The sequence below is a fragment of the Oceaniovalibus sp. ACAM 378 genome (genome assembly GCF_008085915.1).
Lineage (GTDB): Bacteria > Pseudomonadota > Alphaproteobacteria > Rhodobacterales > Rhodobacteraceae > Oceaniglobus.
The window spans coordinates 102,617-118,402 of the sequence record NZ_VSJK01000005.1; the positions used below are offsets into that span (position 1 = coordinate 102,617).

At 59.9% G+C, this 15,786-nt stretch carries 14 protein-coding genes; 6 read left to right on the forward strand and 8 right to left on the reverse strand.

Features of this window, described 5'->3' with window-relative positions:
* Positions 1-5 precede the first annotated feature (5 nt).
* Positions 6-1,448: an FAD-binding oxidoreductase gene (locus tag FQ320_RS08075; RefSeq protein WP_148471207.1), complete on the forward strand. Its 1,443-nt coding sequence runs from the start codon at positions 6-8 to the stop codon at positions 1,446-1,448.
* Positions 1,449-1,471: 23 nt separating this feature from the next.
* On the opposite strand, the gene FQ320_RS08080 is transcribed toward FQ320_RS08075, so the two are convergent.
* The 6 genes from FQ320_RS08080 to FQ320_RS26000 all read right to left on the reverse strand — a co-directional run bounded on the left by FQ320_RS08080 (position 1,472) and on the right by FQ320_RS26000 (position 8,196).
* Positions 1,472-2,638 (reverse strand): mandelate racemase/muconate lactonizing enzyme family protein, encoded by a 1,167-nt coding sequence (locus FQ320_RS08080; protein WP_148471208.1) that lies wholly within the window; start codon positions 2,636-2,638, stop codon positions 1,472-1,474.
* Positions 2,639-2,650: 12 nt separating this feature from the next.
* On the reverse strand, positions 2,651-3,721 hold the full coding sequence (locus tag FQ320_RS08085; protein ID WP_148471209.1) for a tartrate dehydrogenase: 1,071 nt from the start codon (positions 3,719-3,721) through the stop codon (positions 2,651-2,653).
* Positions 3,722-3,770: 49 nt separating this feature from the next.
* Entirely contained in the window at positions 3,771-5,804 is a 2,034-nt protein-coding gene (locus tag FQ320_RS08090; RefSeq protein WP_148471210.1) for a tripartite tricarboxylate transporter permease, read from the reverse strand.
* A 12-nt stretch (positions 5,805-5,816) separates the two neighbouring features.
* The gene (locus tag FQ320_RS08095; RefSeq protein ID WP_148471211.1) at positions 5,817-6,782 is read right to left on the reverse strand and encodes a tripartite tricarboxylate transporter substrate binding protein; all 966 of its coding nucleotides are present in this window, start codon (positions 6,780-6,782) and stop codon (positions 5,817-5,819) included.
* A gap of 153 nt (positions 6,783-6,935) precedes the next feature.
* The gene (locus FQ320_RS08100; protein ID WP_148471212.1) at positions 6,936-8,066 is read right to left on the reverse strand and encodes an alpha-hydroxy acid oxidase; all 1,131 of its coding nucleotides are present in this window, start codon (positions 8,064-8,066) and stop codon (positions 6,936-6,938) included.
* Complete coding sequence (locus FQ320_RS26000; protein WP_222861580.1) at positions 8,056-8,196, reverse strand: hypothetical protein; 141 nt, start codon at positions 8,194-8,196, stop codon at positions 8,056-8,058. Before FQ320_RS26000 ends, FQ320_RS08100 begins: the two co-directional genes overlap by 11 nt.
* Before the next feature lie 92 nt (positions 8,197-8,288).
* On the opposite strand from FQ320_RS26000, the gene FQ320_RS08110 reads away from it, so the two are divergent.
* The 4 genes from FQ320_RS08110 to FQ320_RS08125 all read left to right on the forward strand — a co-directional run bounded on the left by FQ320_RS08110 (position 8,289) and on the right by FQ320_RS08125 (position 11,340).
* Entirely contained in the window at positions 8,289-9,164 is an 876-nt protein-coding gene (locus FQ320_RS08110) for an amino acid ABC transporter substrate-binding protein (RefSeq protein ID WP_148471214.1), read from the forward strand.
* A 75-nt stretch (positions 9,165-9,239) separates the two neighbouring features.
* On the forward strand, positions 9,240-9,959 hold the full coding sequence (locus tag FQ320_RS08115) for an amino acid ABC transporter permease (protein ID WP_148471215.1): 720 nt from the start codon (positions 9,240-9,242) through the stop codon (positions 9,957-9,959).
* A complete protein-coding gene (locus FQ320_RS08120) occupies positions 9,959-10,615 on the forward strand; it encodes an amino acid ABC transporter permease (protein WP_148471216.1) in 657 nt (218 codons plus the stop codon). The genes FQ320_RS08115 and FQ320_RS08120 overlap by 1 nt, the downstream gene beginning before the upstream one ends.
* Entirely contained in the window at positions 10,612-11,340 is a 729-nt protein-coding gene (locus FQ320_RS08125) for an amino acid ABC transporter ATP-binding protein (RefSeq protein ID WP_148471217.1), read from the forward strand. Before FQ320_RS08120 ends, FQ320_RS08125 begins: the two co-directional genes overlap by 4 nt.
* Before the next feature lie 189 nt (positions 11,341-11,529).
* Here the strand turns inward: FQ320_RS08125 and metE are convergent, their stop codons facing one another.
* On the reverse strand, positions 11,530-13,803 hold the full coding sequence (gene metE, locus FQ320_RS08130) for a 5-methyltetrahydropteroyltriglutamate--homocysteine S-methyltransferase (RefSeq protein WP_148471218.1): 2,274 nt from the start codon (positions 13,801-13,803) through the stop codon (positions 11,530-11,532).
* A gap of 103 nt (positions 13,804-13,906) precedes the next feature.
* Here metE and FQ320_RS08135 point away from each other — a divergent pair, with 103 nt between their 5' ends.
* A complete protein-coding gene (locus FQ320_RS08135; protein ID WP_148471219.1) occupies positions 13,907-14,794 on the forward strand; it encodes a LysR family transcriptional regulator in 888 nt (295 codons plus the stop codon).
* 10 nt (positions 14,795-14,804) lie between these two features.
* Here FQ320_RS08135 and nrdF read toward each other — a convergent pair whose 3' ends face one another.
* Entirely contained in the window at positions 14,805-15,779 is a 975-nt protein-coding gene (gene nrdF, locus FQ320_RS08140) for a class 1b ribonucleoside-diphosphate reductase subunit beta (protein WP_148471220.1), read from the reverse strand.
* Between the last annotated feature and the right edge of the window lie 7 nt (positions 15,780-15,786).

Genomic DNA, 15,786 nt, shown 5'->3' on the forward strand with positions numbered 1-15,786 from the left:
GGAGCATGGAAACAATGAGCAGGGATTTCAGTCAGCCCACCGCCGCCCTTATCGACGCAATCAAGGCGGTTGTCGGCGATGCGGGATGGAAGATCGGCGCGGACGCCGAGCGTTATTTCAGCGATCCGCGCGACAGGTTCTCTGGCGCCGGTTGCCTTGTCGCCCTGCCCCGCTCGACCGACGAAGTTGCGGCGATCCTGCGGCTTTGCAATGCGGCTGGCGCGGGTGTGATCCCCTATGGCGGCGGCACCGGCGTCGTGGCGGGGCAGCTTTCAATCGACAGTGACAATGCGATCATCCTGTCGCTGGAACGGATGAACCGCGTCCGAAGCGTTTCGCCCGAAGACGGCGTGATGATCGTCGAGGCGGGTTGCATCCTGTACGATGTCCACAATACCGCGCGCGAACAGGGGCTGATGTTTCCACTGGGCATGGCCTCCGAGGGCAGTTGCACCATCGGCGGCAATCTCGCGACCAATGCGGGCGGGATTCAGGTGGTGCGGCACGGCAATGCCCGCGATCTCTGCCTTGGGATTGAGGCGGTGCTGGCCAACGGCGAAGTGATCGAAGACCTTGAACCGCTGCGCAAGGACAACACCGGCTATAACCTGCGCCATCTGCTGATCGGCAGCGAAGGCACGCTTGCCGTGATCACGGCGGCGACGCTGATCGTCAAACCGGTTGATCCCGAAACCGTCACCGCGCTCTGCGCCATCGCCTCGCCCGCTGATGCGCTGGGGTTGTATCACCGGCTTTCCCGCGCGCTTGGAGCCAGCATTTCAGGGCTGGAATTGATGAGCGATTTTGGCATCGGTCTGGTCACCGGCCATTTCCCGACCCTCAGCCTGCCCTTTGCCGAACGCCAGCCCTGGTATTTGCTGATCGAGGCCAGCGGGCGTATCGGTCTGCGGAATGATGTCGAAGAAGCGCTGGCGGGCTGTATGGAGGATGATCTGTTAAGCGATGCGGTGCTGGCCGAATCCGAAGCGCAGCGCATGAACCTCTGGGCGCTGCGCGAAAACACGCCCGAGGCCAACCGCCTGACGGGTGCAATTTGCAGCAGCGACACATCGGTCGCGATTTCCCGTGTCGAGTCGTTCATTACCGAAGCCACCGACGCCGTGACAAAGGTTCACCCCGGCCTGCGGATCAACAGCTATGGGCATATCGGCGACGGCAACATCCACCACAACGTCTTTCCGCCCGAAGGTGTCGCAAAACCCGCGTTCATCGCCGCCAATCCCGGTATCGTCGATGCGGTCCGCATCGCGATCAGCGAAGCCACGGTCAAATGCGGCGGTTCAATCAGTGCCGAACATGGTATCGGGCGGTTAAAGGCCGACGATCTGCAACACTATGCCAGCAAGGCAAAGCTGAACGCGATGCAGGCGATCAAACAGGCGCTTGACCCGAATGGCATCCTTAATCCCGGTGCGGTTTTGAAATAACCGACCGGGAAAGACCCACCGCCCTATTGCGCGATCTCTTTCATCACCCGGTAAAGCGCTGATTTCGCCTCGAACCCGACACCGGGGATCTGCGGCAGCGCGACCCGGCCATTTTCAACCGCGGTATCATCGGCAAAACCGCCGAACGGCTGGAACACATCGGGGTAGCTTTCGTTGCCGCCCAGATGCAGACCGGCGGCGATGTTCAGCGACATCTGATGCCCGCCATGGGGAACCACGCGCCGGGATGACCAGCCAAGATCCTGCATCACATCCAGCGTCCGCAGGTATTCGACCAGCCCATAGGACAGCGCACAGTCAAATTGCAGCCAATCGCGGTCGGGACGCATACCGCCATAGCGCAGCAGATTTCGGGCGTCCTGATGCGAAAACAGGTTCTCACCCGTGGCCATCGGCGGTGCGTAATGCTCGGCCAATTCGGCTTGCAACGCATAGTCCAGCGGATCGCCCGCCTCTTCATACCAAAGCAGCCCGTAAGGGGCCAACGCCTTGGCATAGGCTATAGAGGTCGGCAGATCGAACCGCCCGTTGGCGTCGACCGCGAGATGCGCGCCGTCGCCCACGACCTTGATCACCGCCTCGATCCGGGCGATATCTTCGGCCAAACTCGCGCCACCGATTTTCATCTTTACATCGGCATAGCCCAGATCCAGATAGCCGCGCATTTCGTCCTGCAGCCGCGAGTGGTCCTTACCGGGATAGTAATACCCCCCCGCCGCATAGACCCAGACCGTTTCATCCGCCACGCCACCGCGATACCGGTCGGCGAGCAATCGCCACAGCGGCACACCGGCGATCTTGGCCACGGCATCCCAGATTGCCATGTCGATGGTGCCCACCGCGACCGACCGTTCGCCGTGCCCACCCGGCTTTTCGTTGCGCATCATCACGTCCCAGATCGCGAACGGATCAAGGTTGTCCCCCGCTTCGTCGATCAGGCTGTCGGGGTCCGCCTCGGCAATACGGTCAAAAAACCGCTCGCGCATCAGTGCGCCCTGCCCGTAACGACCATTGGAGTTGAAACCATAGCCGATCACCGGCTTGCCGTCGCGGATCACGTCCGTAATCACCGCCACGACCGAACAGGTCATTTTCGAGAAATCGATATAGGCATTGGCCATCGGCGAGGCGATGGAGACAGTCTTTTCGCGGATCTCAACGATTTTCATAGTCGGTCTATTTCACTCCAGCGCATCGGCAATCGCCTGTCCACAGGTCACCGTATCGGCCTTGCCACCCAGATCGGCAGTGCGCAATTTCGGATCGGTCAGCACCTGCTCAATCGCAGTGACGATACCCGCTGCGGCCTCGGGATGACCAAGGTGGTCCAGCATCATCGCCCCGGCCCAGATCTGCCCGATCGGGTTGGCGATACCCTTGCCCGCGATATCGGGCGCCGAGCCATGTACCGGCTCGAACAATGACGGAAATTTGCGGTCGGGGTTGATGTTGCCCGAGGGCGCAATACCGATGGTGCCGGTACAGGCGGGGCCAAGATCGGACAGGATATCGCCGAACAGGTTCGACGCCACCACCACATCAAAACGGTCAGGGTGCAGCACGAACAGCGCGACGAGAATATCGATATGGTATTTCTCGACCGCAATGTCGGGATAGGTTTTCGCCATCTCGGCCACCCGTTCATCCCAATAGGGCATGGTGATCGAAATACCGTTCGACTTGGTCGCTGACGTCAGCCGCCCTTCGCGCTTTTGCGCCAGATCAAAGGCATAGCGCAGGATCCGGTCGATGCCGGTGCGGGTCATCACGGTTTCCTGCATGACCATCTCGCGGTCCGTGCCCTCAAACATGCGCCCACCGATCGAGGAATATTCGCCCTCGGTATTTTCGCGCACGATCATCATGTCGATGTCGCCCGGCCCTCGCCCGGCCAGCGGCGAGGTAACACCCGGCATCAACCGCGCCGGGCGCAGGTTGACGTATTGATCGAACTCGCGCCGAAACAGCAAAAGCGAGCCCCAGAGCGAAACGTGATCCGGCACTGTTTCGGGCCAGCCGACAGCGCCGAAAAAGATCGCGTCATGGCCGCCGATCTGCGCCTTCCAATCTTCGGGCATCATTCGGCCGTGGCGGCTGTAGTAGTCGCAGTTGGCAAAATCGAAGGTATCGAATTCAAGCGGTATATCGTATTTCGTGGCGGCAGCTTTCAGAACCCGCAGCCCTTCGGGCACGGTCTCGACGCCAATCCCGTCACCGGCGATGACGGCGATGCGATGCGGTTTGTCTGTCATTGTCTTATCTCCTTCAACCGGAATGGCGATGCCGTCCGGGGATTTTCTGTCAGATCAGGAACCCGCCGGGGATCCGCAAAAGCAGCACGTCGTTCATGATCCACCAGAACACCCCGACGGTGACCATGGCGACGATGCCGCGTATCATCAGGGTCTTGGCTGGGACCGGATCATGTTCTGCGATAAAGGCCATGGCGATGAATGCGATCAGGCTGGTCGTGGCAAAGCCCAACACGGGGATCAGCCAGACCCAAAGGCCAAAGGTCACGACGACCAGAACCCGTCTGATCGAGGATGCGCCCTGTGCATCCGGCGTGGTTGCCGGATGTCCGCGGCCTAAAACGCCCAGCAGGATCAGCACCAAGCTCAACCCACCAAGCCCGAGCGTAATCGCGGTCGGAAAGACCGACCCCATGACCGACATGCCGCGCGCCTCGCGAAACATCACCGCGGCAATGACCACCAGCACGGCCGCGATGATGACGCCGGACCAGTCATGGCTGCGGGCGCGAACTGTCGGTTGAACCGGCGCGGTCTGGATGTTGGCCGGATGGCCTTCGGCCTGTGCTGCAACCGCGCCCAAGGGCACCTGCCCGCGCCGCTTTGCCCGCCACTCTGCATAGAATGGATAGGCCAGCGTGAGCGTCGCCGCCACGATGATGCCGATACTGATTGGCCGACCAAAGAACATGCCGCCAAGATTGTTCGTCGCATTGCCGATCAGATAGGTCTGCACGAACCCCTGTTCGGCAATCGCACCAAGTACAATGCCCAACACGATCGGCGACGCGTCATATCCATTGCGCCCCAAAATCCAGGATATCACGCCAAGACCGAACATGATCTGGGCGTCCTGCAGGTTGGAGTGGATGGCAAATGAGCCGATCACCGTCAGCAGCGCCACCGTGGGCACCAACATCGCCTTGGGCACTGCCACGACCGATTTATACGCATAGCGCCCGATCAGCAGCCCAACCGGCAACATGATCGCGGTCGCAATCAGCAGTCCGAAGATGAAGGTATAGACCACATGCCCTTCGGACGAAAACAGCGTCGGCCCGATCTTGATGCCCTGCACCAAAAGCGCGCCAAGGATGATCGCGTCGGGCGGCGTGCCGGGGATGCCCAGCACCAGCGTCGGAATGAAACCGCCGCCGACGGTCGCGTTGTTCGCCGCTTCGGTCGCGATCACGCCGCCGGGTTCGCCCTTGCCGAACTCGGATGAGCGGGGCGACGACCGACGGGCCTCGGAATAGCTGACCAGCCCGGCAATCGAGCCGCCTGCCCCGGGCAGAATGCCGATGACAGTGCCGATAATGGACGAGCGGACGACGTTGAATTTATCGCGCCAGGCAATGCCGAACGCTTCGCGCAGGCGCATGCCCTCATGGCCATGCTCGACTTTCAGATGCGGATCGCGGGTCGCCACAAGGTCAATAATGACCGGTACACAATACAGCCCGATCAGTGCCGAAACGATGTCGATACCGCCCAGAAACGCCGGGAATCCTGCGGTAAAGCGCACATCGCCACCGACAACTGCGACCCCGACCATCGACAGCAGCAGCCCGATACAGGCGCCGATCAGCCCCTTCAGCGTGTTGCCGACCGACAACGCCGAGATCAGAGTCAGTCCGAATAGGGCCAGCCAGAAATATTCCGGCGGCCCAAAGGCCAGCGCCACGCGCGCCAGCGGCGGAGCAAGGAAAAGCAGGCTGAACCCGCCGATCAATCCACCGACGACCGACGCCAGCGTCGCCAGCGTGACCGCCAGCCCGCCATCGCCGCGCCGCGCCATCGGATAACCGTCGAAAGTGGTGGCAATGGATGACGGCGTTCCCGGCGTGTTCACCAGAATCGCCGCAAAAGCTCCGCCATAGATCGCGCCGGTATAAATCGCTCCCAGCGCGATCAATCCCGCGGCGGGGTCCATTGTGAAGGTAAAGGGAACCAGCACGGCCACTGCCATCGTGGCCGAAAGTCCCGGCAAAGCGCCCACCACCGTGCCCAGCACCACGCCAACAACGGCGAGCATCAGGTTGAACGGGGTGAGCGCGTTCAGGAAATAGTCAAACAGCTCCATCACGGACGTCGATTACTTGCCAATGCCAAGCACTTCGGCCGCGCCTTCATAGGCCGCCTTCTGCTTTGCCATGAAGTCACCCATTTTGTCATAGGTGATGTCGGTCAGAACAAAGGCCGCGTCTTCCATCTGTTTCCGGAAGTCAGGGTTCTGGTTGATCTCTTCGATGATGTCGGAAACCCGGGTGCGCAGTTCTTCGGGCGTGGAGGCCGGAACCCCGACACCGCGATAGGCACCACTTACCAGATCATAGCCAAGCTCCTTGAAGGTCGGAACATCCGGAAAGGCTGGCATCCGCTCTTCGGTTGCGACGGCAAGCATCCGCACCTGATCGCCTTGCGACGCCAGTACGGTGGAATAACCCCAATAGCCCACTGTCTGGCCGCCCAAAAGCGCAGGCGTGGCAGTGCCGGTTCCCGAGAACGGAATATAAGTGGACTGAATCCCGGCAAGCCCGTCAAAGGTCACCTGTGCCACATGGTTGGCCGAGTTCACAGCCGAGCCCGCAAAGGTGGTCATCCCGGGGTTCGCCTTGGCGTATTCCACAAGGTCGGCCAGCGTCTCATAGGGGCTGTCCTTGGCCACAAGGAGCGCATCCGGCGTGTAATGGAACATATGCACGGGAACCAGATCGTCGGTCTTGTAGCCCACCTCACTCGCCATCGGCTGGAGGATGATGTGCGGCAGGTTGACCCCCATGATGGTATAGCCATCGCCCGCGATCCCGTTCAACTGCGACCACGCCTGCGCGCCGCCGCCGCCCGGCTGATACTGGACCACAACGTCCTGCCCGGTCACTTCTTTCCAATGGGCCTGCTGGAACCGCGCCGAGATGTCGGATTCGCCGCCTGCATTGAATGGAAGGATATAGGTCATCGATTTTGTCGGAAAGTCCGCCGCTGACTGTGCCGAAACCGGCATAGCAGTGGTCATGGCCAGCGTCGCCGCTGCCAAAATGGTTGTCTTTAAGAATCTCATGATTTCCTCCCAGAATTCATATAGTTGCAAGTTCTAGCTAACATGCTGGGCGAAGTTAAGCAGAAACGTCACCAATGGTCTAGCGCTTGAATGAGATCAAATTGAACCCGCAGCCCCAAGCCCAGGCAGCATTGATCGCGGCGCAGCCGAAGGTCAGCGCTGCGCGGTGTCCGCCATGACATCAGCCGTGACCGTGCCAAGATCGCGCAGGCCCAACTGGGCCAGTGTGATGCTTGTCTCCTCGGCCAGAAGCGTCGCAAGCTGCGCAAGCCCCCGTGCGCCGCCCGCTGCAATCGCAAATGAGAACGGTCGCCCGAGAAACACGAAATCGGCTCCCATCGCATAGGCTTTGACGATATCCTCGCCGCTGCGGATGCCGCTGTCATAGAACAGCGGAAATTCCGGCCCGACCGCCGTGCGGATTGCGCGCAGGGCCAGGATCGGCGCAGGCGCACTGTCAAGCTGCCGACCGCCATGGCTGGACACCTGAATCGCATCGACACCTGCACTTTTCAGCCGCAGCGCATCCTGCGGGTCAAGCACGCCCTTGACCACCAGCCTGCCCTTCCAACGCTCGCGGATTGCATCCAACACCGCCCAGTTCGCTGCGGCCCGGCTGCCGGTTCGGTCAAATTCGCCGAAAGCACCGCCGAAATTGGCCATCGTCGGCGCGCCACGCAGCAGTTGTGGCAGCGACCAGCCGGGATGACAGGCGAAATCCACGAACTGACGTGGCCCGATGCGAAACGGCATGGTGAACCCGTGGCGCAACTCACGCGGGCGACGCCCCACCTCGGGAACATCGACCGTCAGGACCAGCACGTCATACCCGGCCGCCTCGGCCCGGTTGATCAGCCCGTCCGACGATTCCCGTGCGCCGCTCAGGTAAAGCTGAAACCATGCATTCCCCTCGGCCAGTTCAATCATTTTTTCCAGCGAGGTGGAGGCCACAGTGGACACACCGACCGGCACATCATGCTGCGCCGCGAATTTTGCGAGCAAGGTATCGGCGGAAGGGTTTGCAAGATTGCACATCCCCATCGGACTGACCCCAAAGGGCAGCCGGGCGGTTCGGCCAAACAGTGGCATCTCGATGCTTCGGTGCTCTACGCCGTTCAGCACCCGGGGTTGCAGACGGATGGCGCGCAGTGTCTCGCGGTTCAGCCGCTCGCCGTGGCCGCTGCCTGCCGCACCGTCGATATAGTCGAACACCATCCATGGCAGACGTCGCCGGGCGATCCGGCGGGCGTCTTCGCTGGAATGAACCGTGGTGTCAAAAAACATCGCCGCGCCACCTTTCTGGATTGGTTTGCTGCATGTTAATCTCATGCAGGTCCTGCATTAATGCCGGATGCTGAGTCAGACCGCCAGTCAAGAGCGCACCCTTGCACTCGGTATCAAAGTCAGCCAACATCGATGTGCCGCCTTTTCGGGGTGGCAAGATATTCACTGCAAAATGGCCCGCAAAAGGCCATGCAGAAAAAACAATCGACAAGGGAGAAGTTTATGTTGATCGGGAAAAAGCTCGCGGCGATTGCGTTCGCCGCCGGTCTGGGGCTGGGCGTCGGGCTGCCGGCCTTTGCGCAGGACCTTACCGGCACGCTGAAGAAGATTTCCGACAGTGGCGAGATCGTCATCGGTCACCGGGAATCCTCTGTGCCGTTCTCTTATCTCGATTCAGACCAGAAACCGATCGGCTATTCGATCGACATCTGCGCCCGGATCGTCGATGAGATTTCGACCGAGCTTGGCAAGGAAATTTCCGTCCGTTACGTGCCGATCAATCCCAAGACGCGTATTCCCCTGCTGGCCAACGGCACAATCAATATGGAATGCGGATCGACCACCAACACGCTGACCCGTCAGCAACAGGTCGAATATCTGCCGACCACATTCATCACCGGCACGAAGATCCTGACCAAGACCGACAGCGGCATCAACTCCATCGATGATCTGGGTGGCAAGATCATCGGCCTTGCACCGGGCACGACAAATGATCGCGTGATCCGCGAAGAAGCCGAGAAACGCGGCATCGATGTCGATTTTCTGGTGGTGAACGACCACGCCGAGGGCATGCTGGCGCTTGAGACCGGTCGCGCCGACGCTTATTCGACGGACCACATCCTTTTGTTCGGCCTGATTGAGACGTCGAAAAGCCCCGATGATTTCGCGGTGGTCGGCGACTTCCTGTCCTATGACCCCTATGCCCTGATGGTTCCGCGCGACGACAGCGCCTTTGAGCTGATCGGCAAACGCGCACTCGCCAATCTGTTCCGCACGGGCGAGATCAACGACATCTATGCCAAATGGTTCGACCCGATGGGGATCGAACAGACGCCCCTGCTGCAGGCTGCTTTCCAGCTTGCCACCCTGCCGGAATAATCCGCCAAGGTTTCATCACAGGCCGGTCCGGGCAAATCCCGGCCCGGCCTTTTCTGACGACGCCGGGGGTAGGCGATGAACTATAATTGGAACTGGGCCGTCCTCTTCCAGGATCCCTATCTTGGCTGGCTGATCAGCGGGCTTGGCTGGACCGTGTCCGTTTCGCTGTGCGCCTGGGTCGTCGCCTTTGTGATCGGTGCGCTGATCGGTGTCGGACGGACCGTGAACAATCGGCTTATATCCGGTCTTTGCACCGCCTATGTTGAACTTTTCCGCAATGTGCCTTTGCTGGTCCAGCTTTTCGTCTGGTATTTCGCTATCCCGGAAATGGTGCCTGACGGGGTGGGTCACTGGATGAAGCGCGAGATGCCGATGCCCGAGTTCACCACGACGGTCATCGCTCTGGGGCTGTACACTGCGTCCCGCGTGGCCGAGCAGGTGCGCGCCGGTATCGACTCGATCCCAAAGGGTCTGAAAGCTGCGGCAAAGGCCAATGGGCTATCGGGCACTCAGGTCTACCGCTATATTCTTTTGCCGATCTCGTTCCGGATCATCGTGCCGCCGCTCACCTCGGAATTCCTGACCGTTTTCAAGAATTCGTCGCTTGCGCTGACCATCGGGCTGCTGGAACTGACGGCACAAAGTCAGCAAATCGCCGATTATACCTATAACAGTTTCGAAGCGTTCACCGCCGCGACAGTGATCTATATCTTCATAGCACTTGTGGTGACAGGGCTGATGCAGATCGTCGAAACGCGCACGGCCATTCCCGGCCAGTCAGGAAAGGGTGCCTGATGTCCGGCTTCGACTTCAGCGTTATCGTGAGCGCCCTGCCCTTCCTCTGGGAAGGGTTACAACTCAGCTTTCTGCTGACAATTCTGGCCATCATCGGGGGCTTGGGCTTTGGCGTCTTGCTGGCACTGGCACGGATGTCGGGGTTCCGACTGCTGTCCCTTGTTGCAGCGACCTATGTAAACCTGATCCGCTCTGTGCCGCTGATCCTTGTCATCTTCTGGTTCTATTTTCTGGTGCCGCTGGTTCTTGGCCGCCCTGTGGGGGGCTTTTATTCGGCACTGATCGCCTTTGTGATGTTCGAGGCGGCCTATTATTCCGAGATCATGCGGGCCGGTATCAAAAGCGTGGCAAAAGGCCAGGTTCAGGCCGGAAAATCCACCGGGCTTGGCTATTGGCGGATCCAGCGCCACATCGTGCTGCCGCAAGCCTTTCGTAATATGATCCCGGTTCTGGTAACGCAGGCGATCATCCTGTTTCAGGACACATCGCTTGTCTTCGTTGTCAGTCTGCGGGACTTCATGACCGCAAGCTCGATTGTCGCCCGCACCGAGGGTCGGCTGGTCGAGATGTATCTCTTTGCTGCGGTTGTATATTTTGTCATCTGCTTTGCCGGCTCACTGACTGTCCGCCGTCTCCAATCCAAGGTTGCCACATGATCGAAATTGACAACATCTCAAAAAAATACGGGACGTTTCAGGTCCTGCGTGATTGTTCGACATCCGTGGCAAAGGGCGAGGTGGTGGTGATATGCGGCCCCTCCGGCTCGGGCAAATCCACGCTGATTCAGTGTGTTAACGGGCTGGAACCGGTGCAGCAAGGGCGCATCACCGTCGATGGTATGAACGTCACCGACAAAAAAACCAACCTTACCCAGTTGCGCGCGCGCATCGGCATGGTCTTCCAGCATTTCGAACTTTACCCGCATATGAACGTTCTGGAAAATCTCTGTCTCGCACAGGAAAAGGTGCTGAATCGAACGCGGTCAGAAGCAGTCGCCAAGGCCGAAGCCCTGATTGAGCGCGTCGGATTGTCCGACCATATCCACAAACATCCCGGCCAGCTGTCCGGCGGCCAGCAACAGCGCGTGGCGATTGCCCGATCATTGGCGATGGACCCGATCGCGATGCTATTCGACGAGCCGACATCCGCGCTTGATCCCGAGATGATCAACGAAGTTCTGGACGTGATGGTTCAACTTGCCACCGATGGTATGACGATGATGGTCGTGACCCACGAGATGGGGTTTGCCCGAAAAGTCGCGGATCGCGTGGTGTTCATGGACGAGGGCCGGATCGTCGAGGACCGGAAAACCGAAGACTTCTTTTCGGACCCCGAGAGCCCGCGTTTGCGCGATTTTCTTTCGAAGATCCTTCAATATTGATTGCCCGGCTGTTCCCGCTGAATGTAACGCGTGAGACCATGAATACGGCGGGGATCAGCGGGCAAGAAAACGCGGTTATGCTGCCCCTATACCGGTCCTGATTAGGAACGGCGACGGGGCAGCAACAGCGGCGACCGGATAGATCAGGTGGTTGCGATCAACATCTCAGGCATCCGGCATTCGCACCAATTACTCAGCCGCCACAGCTCTCTTTTCCCGCAACACCCGCGCGGCGCCGACGAGATAGGCTGTTGAGCGTCTGACCTCATCCCATTGCCGGGTTTTCAGGCCGCAGTCGGGATTGACCCAGAGCTTGGCCGGATCGATCACCTCGGCCGCCTTGCGCAGCAGGGTTTCCATTTCCCCCTGTGCGGGCACCCGTGGCGAATGGATGTCCCAGACCCCCGGCCCGATCTGGTTGGGGTAATTGAAGTCAGCGAAGACCTTGAGCAGCTCCATGTCCGAACGCGATGTCTCGATCGAGATCACATCGGCATCCATGGCGGCGATGGCCGGCATGATGTCGTTGAATTCGGAATAGCACATATGGGTGTGGATCTGCGTCGCGTCCTGCACACCGCTGGCCGAAAGTCGGAAAGTGGCAACCGCCCAGTCAAGATAGTCCTGCCAGTCTGCGTGGCGTAAAGGCAGCCCTTCACGCAGGGCGGGTTCGTCGATCTGGATCACCTTGATGCCGGCAGCCTCCAGATCCGTCACTTCATCGCGGATCGCCAGCGCGATCTGTTGGCAGGTCTGAACGCGGGGCTGATCGTCACGCACGAAAGACCATTGCAGGATCGTCACCGGACCGGTCAACATGCCTTTCATTGGTCTGGGCGTCAGAGATTGGGCAAAGCGCGCCCATTCGACGGTCATCGCCTTGGGGCGAGAAACATCGCCATAGATCAACGGCGGCTTGACACAGCGCGTGCCATAGGACTGCACCCAGCCGTTTTTGGTAAAAGCAAAACCGGCCAACTGTTCGCCGAAATACTCGACCATATCGTTGCGCTCGAATTCGCCGTGGACCAGCACATCCAACCCGGCCTCTTCCTGCCATGCCACACATTCACGCGTCCGGTCCTTGAGAAACCTGTCGTATTCGACATCGGACAATTCGCCTTTGCGGTGGAGCGCCCGCGCCTGCCGGATTTCAGCCGTCTGCGGGAAAGAGCCGATTGTTGTCGTCGGAAAATCCGGCAGGCCAAGCTGCGCCTGTTGTTGCAGGATGCGCTTGGCAAATGGTGTTGCGCGGCGGCTGTCGGCTTGGGTTACACCGGCGGCACGTTCCTTGACCGCAGGCGCGTGAATCCGGGGCGAGGCACGACGCGTGGCAGCCGCCGTATCGGACGCGGCGAAGGCAGCGGCGACATCGGATTTCTGACCGTTCAAAGCGCGCGTCACGGCCACGATCTCGGTCAGTTTCTGTTGGGCGAAGGCAAGCCAGCCGCGCAGTTCAGCATCAAGCCCGGTTTCATGATCCAGATCGACCGGCACATGCAGCATCGAACAGGACGGTGCGATCTGCACGCGGTCGGCTCCGATCGCCGCAACCGCCCGTTCGGCGATGGCGAGACAAGCGGTCAGATCGGCGCGCCAGACGTTGCGCCCGTCGATCAGACCAAGCGACAGATGTTTATCGCCAATCGCCGCCAGAACATCGTCCAACTGATCCGGCGCGCGCACCAGATCCACATGCAGCCCCGCCACCGGCAGCGCGGCGGCAAGCGCGAGGTTGTCGCGCAGCGCATCGAAATAGCTGGTCAGCATGATCTTCGGGCCAGCATCGCTCAGCGCGCCATAGGTTGATTTGAGAGCATCCACCTCAGCCTCGGACAGATCCCGCGCAAGGATCGGTTCGTCGATCTGCACCCAGGACGCACCGGCACCGGCAAGCTGACGCAGCAGATCGCCGTAGGCGGCAATGACCTGTGGCAACAATGTCAGCGGGTCGAAGCCCGGTGTCTTGGCCTTGCCAAGCGCCAGCCAGGTGACCGGACCGACCAGCACCGGGCGTGTCTCGATGCCCAGAGCCTTCGCCTCCAGGAACTCGTCCAGCGGCTTGGTTGAGGCAAGTTGAAGGGTCATGCCTTCGGTGAATTCGGGTACGATGTAGTGATAATTCGTGTCGAACCACTTGGTCATTTCCATCGCCGGGGCGTCTTTGGTTCCCCGTGCCATGGCGAAATAGGTGCTCAGATCCGCGCCAGTGCCGAACCGCGCAGGCACCGCGCCAAGCATCAGAGTGGTGTCAAGCACCTGATCGTAGAGCGAAAAGTCGTTGGACGGAATCGCATCGATCCCGGCGTCTTGCTGGACCTTCCAATTTTGCGCCCGCAGATCGCTTGCAGATCGCTGCAACTCGGTCTGTGACGTCTCTTCGCGCCAGAATGACTCGATTGCGTGTTTCAATTCGCGCTTTGCCCCGATGCGGGGAAAACCCAGATTGGCTGCCGTGACCATGTTCCGTCTCCTGTTCGAAAGGGTATGGATGTATGGTTAGCTGCATTGTCCCATGACGTGAAATGATGATATGTCACCGGTTGATGAACCGGAGTCATGCCAAATGATCGACACACAGCCCCTTGCCATCCTGCGCGAGATCGACCGAACCGGCAGCCTGACGCTGGCTGCCGACCGTTTGTGTCTCAGCCAGTCGGCTGTCAGCCACGCCATCCGCCGTTTCGAGGCGCGCCATGGGGTCGCGCTTTGGCAGCGTGACGGGCGCGGTATCCGGTTGACGCAGGCGGGCGAATATCTGCTGGCGCTGGCGGTGCGTGTCCTGCCACAGTTGGATCACGCTGAGACCGTTCTCGATGCATTTGCCAAGGGGCGTCGCGGAACATTGCGCATCGGGATGGAGTGCCACCCCTGTCAGCAATGGCTGATGCGGGTTGTCGATCCGTTTCTGGCCATGTGGCCGGACGTCGATCTTGACGTCTCAACCGCCTTTCAATTCGGCGGCCTTGCAGCCCTGCTCGGGCACGAAATTGACGTTCTGATCACGCCCGATCCAATCGAGAGATCGGGGCTGAGCTATGTCCCGGTGTTCGGCTATGAACTTGTCGTTGCCGTGGCCGAGACGCATCCGCTGGCCGGGCGGGATGTGCTGTCACCGGCGGATCTGGCGACTGAAACGCTGATCACCTATCCTGTCGCGCCCGAACGGCTGGATATTTTCACCGGGTTTCTGGTGCCCGCCGGATGTCTGCCCCGCCGGCACCGCACTGTCGAGACGACGGATATGATGCTGCGACTTGTTGCGGCGGGGCGCGGCGTCAGCGCCATCCCCGATTGGCTTTTGGCCGAAAATGCAGCGCCCGACGGGATCGTTCCGCTGCATATCGGCGAAAAAGGTATTTTCAAAAGCATCCATCTGGGCACCCGCGGCAATGAACCGTCGCCAGATTATTTGGCCGGGTTCATCACGACCGCCCGCGCAACCGCGCTGTAACGCTGCGTGATCAAAAATCCCAATCCTCGTCCTCGGTCGCGACCGCCTTGCCGATGACATAGGACGACCCACTGCCGGAAAAGAAATCGTGATTTTCACTGTCGGGCGACAGGGCGGCAAGGATCGCAGGATTGACCTCGCAGGCCTGCGCCGGGAACAGCGCCTCATAGCCCAGATTTTGCAGCGCCTTGTTGGCGTTGTAATGCAGAAACGCCTTCACATCCTCGGTCAGACCCAACCCGTCATAAAGTTCGGCGGTGTAATGCGCCTCGATTTCGTAGAGATCGAACATCAGCGCAAAAGCAAAATCCTTGAGCGCGGCGCGTTCCGCCTCGGGCAGGCGTTCGGTCGCGCGCTGAAACTTATAGCCGATGTAATAGCCATGAATCGCCTCGTCGCGAATAATCAGGCGGATCAGGTCGGCTGTGTTGGTCAGCTTGGCGCGGCTGGACCAGTACATCGGCAGATAAAAGCCGGAATAGAAAAGGAAACTCTCCAGAAACACCGATGCGATCTTGCGCTTGTACGGATCGGCAGTGGCATTGTATTCCTGAAGGATCAGCCGGGATTTCGCCTGAAGATACTGGTTTTCCTCGGACCAGCGAAACGCCTCGTCCACCTCTTTGGTCGAACAAAGCGTCGAGAAGATCGAGGAGTATGACCGTGCGTGTACCGCCTCCATGAAAGCGATATTGGTCAGCACCGCCTCTTCGTGCGGTGTCTGCGCATCAGGGAGCAGCGACGGCGCGCCAACGGTATTCTGGATCGTATCAAGCAGTGTCAGCCCGGTCAGAACGCGGATCGTCAGAGTGCGTTCGTCTTCGGTCAGGGTCGCCCAGCTTTGCACGTCATTGGACAGCGGCACCTTTTCGGGCAGCCAAAAATTGACGGTCAGACGGTTCCAGACCTCAAGATCCTTGTCATCCTGAATGCGGTTCCAGTTGATCGCGCGGGGCACGGTGGTGGTATGGGTCAAGTCTTTCATGTCGGAA

Bases quoted from the DNA above. Each gene is read 5' to 3' on its own strand.
- FQ320_RS08075 (WP_148471207.1), top strand. From the start codon at position 6: ATGGAAACAATGAGCAGGGATTTCAGTCAGCCCACCGCCGCCCTTATC.
- FQ320_RS08080 (WP_148471208.1), bottom strand. From the start codon at position 2,638: ATGAAAATCGTTGAGATCCGCGAAAAGACTGTCTCCATCGCCTCGCCG.
- FQ320_RS08085 (WP_148471209.1), bottom strand. From the start codon at position 3,721: ATGACAGACAAACCGCATCGCATCGCCGTCATCGCCGGTGACGGGATT.
- FQ320_RS08090 (WP_148471210.1), bottom strand. From the start codon at position 5,804: ATGGAGCTGTTTGACTATTTCCTGAACGCGCTCACCCCGTTCAACCTG.
- FQ320_RS08095 (WP_148471211.1), bottom strand. From the start codon at position 6,782: ATGAGATTCTTAAAGACAACCATTTTGGCAGCGGCGACGCTGGCCATG.
- FQ320_RS08100 (WP_148471212.1), bottom strand. From the start codon at position 8,066: ATGTTTTTTGACACCACGGTTCATTCCAGCGAAGACGCCCGCCGGATC.
- FQ320_RS26000 (WP_222861580.1), bottom strand. From the start codon at position 8,196: ATGTTGGCTGACTTTGATACCGAGTGCAAGGGTGCGCTCTTGACTGGC.
- FQ320_RS08110 (WP_148471214.1), top strand. From the start codon at position 8,289: ATGTTGATCGGGAAAAAGCTCGCGGCGATTGCGTTCGCCGCCGGTCTG.
- FQ320_RS08115 (WP_148471215.1), top strand. From the start codon at position 9,240: ATGAACTATAATTGGAACTGGGCCGTCCTCTTCCAGGATCCCTATCTT.
- FQ320_RS08120 (WP_148471216.1), top strand. From the start codon at position 9,959: ATGTCCGGCTTCGACTTCAGCGTTATCGTGAGCGCCCTGCCCTTCCTC.
- FQ320_RS08125 (WP_148471217.1), top strand. From the start codon at position 10,612: ATGATCGAAATTGACAACATCTCAAAAAAATACGGGACGTTTCAGGTC.
- metE (WP_148471218.1), bottom strand. From the start codon at position 13,803: ATGGTCACGGCAGCCAATCTGGGTTTTCCCCGCATCGGGGCAAAGCGC.
- FQ320_RS08135 (WP_148471219.1), top strand. From the start codon at position 13,907: ATGATCGACACACAGCCCCTTGCCATCCTGCGCGAGATCGACCGAACC.
- nrdF (WP_148471220.1), bottom strand. From the start codon at position 15,779: ATGAAAGACTTGACCCATACCACCACCGTGCCCCGCGCGATCAACTGG.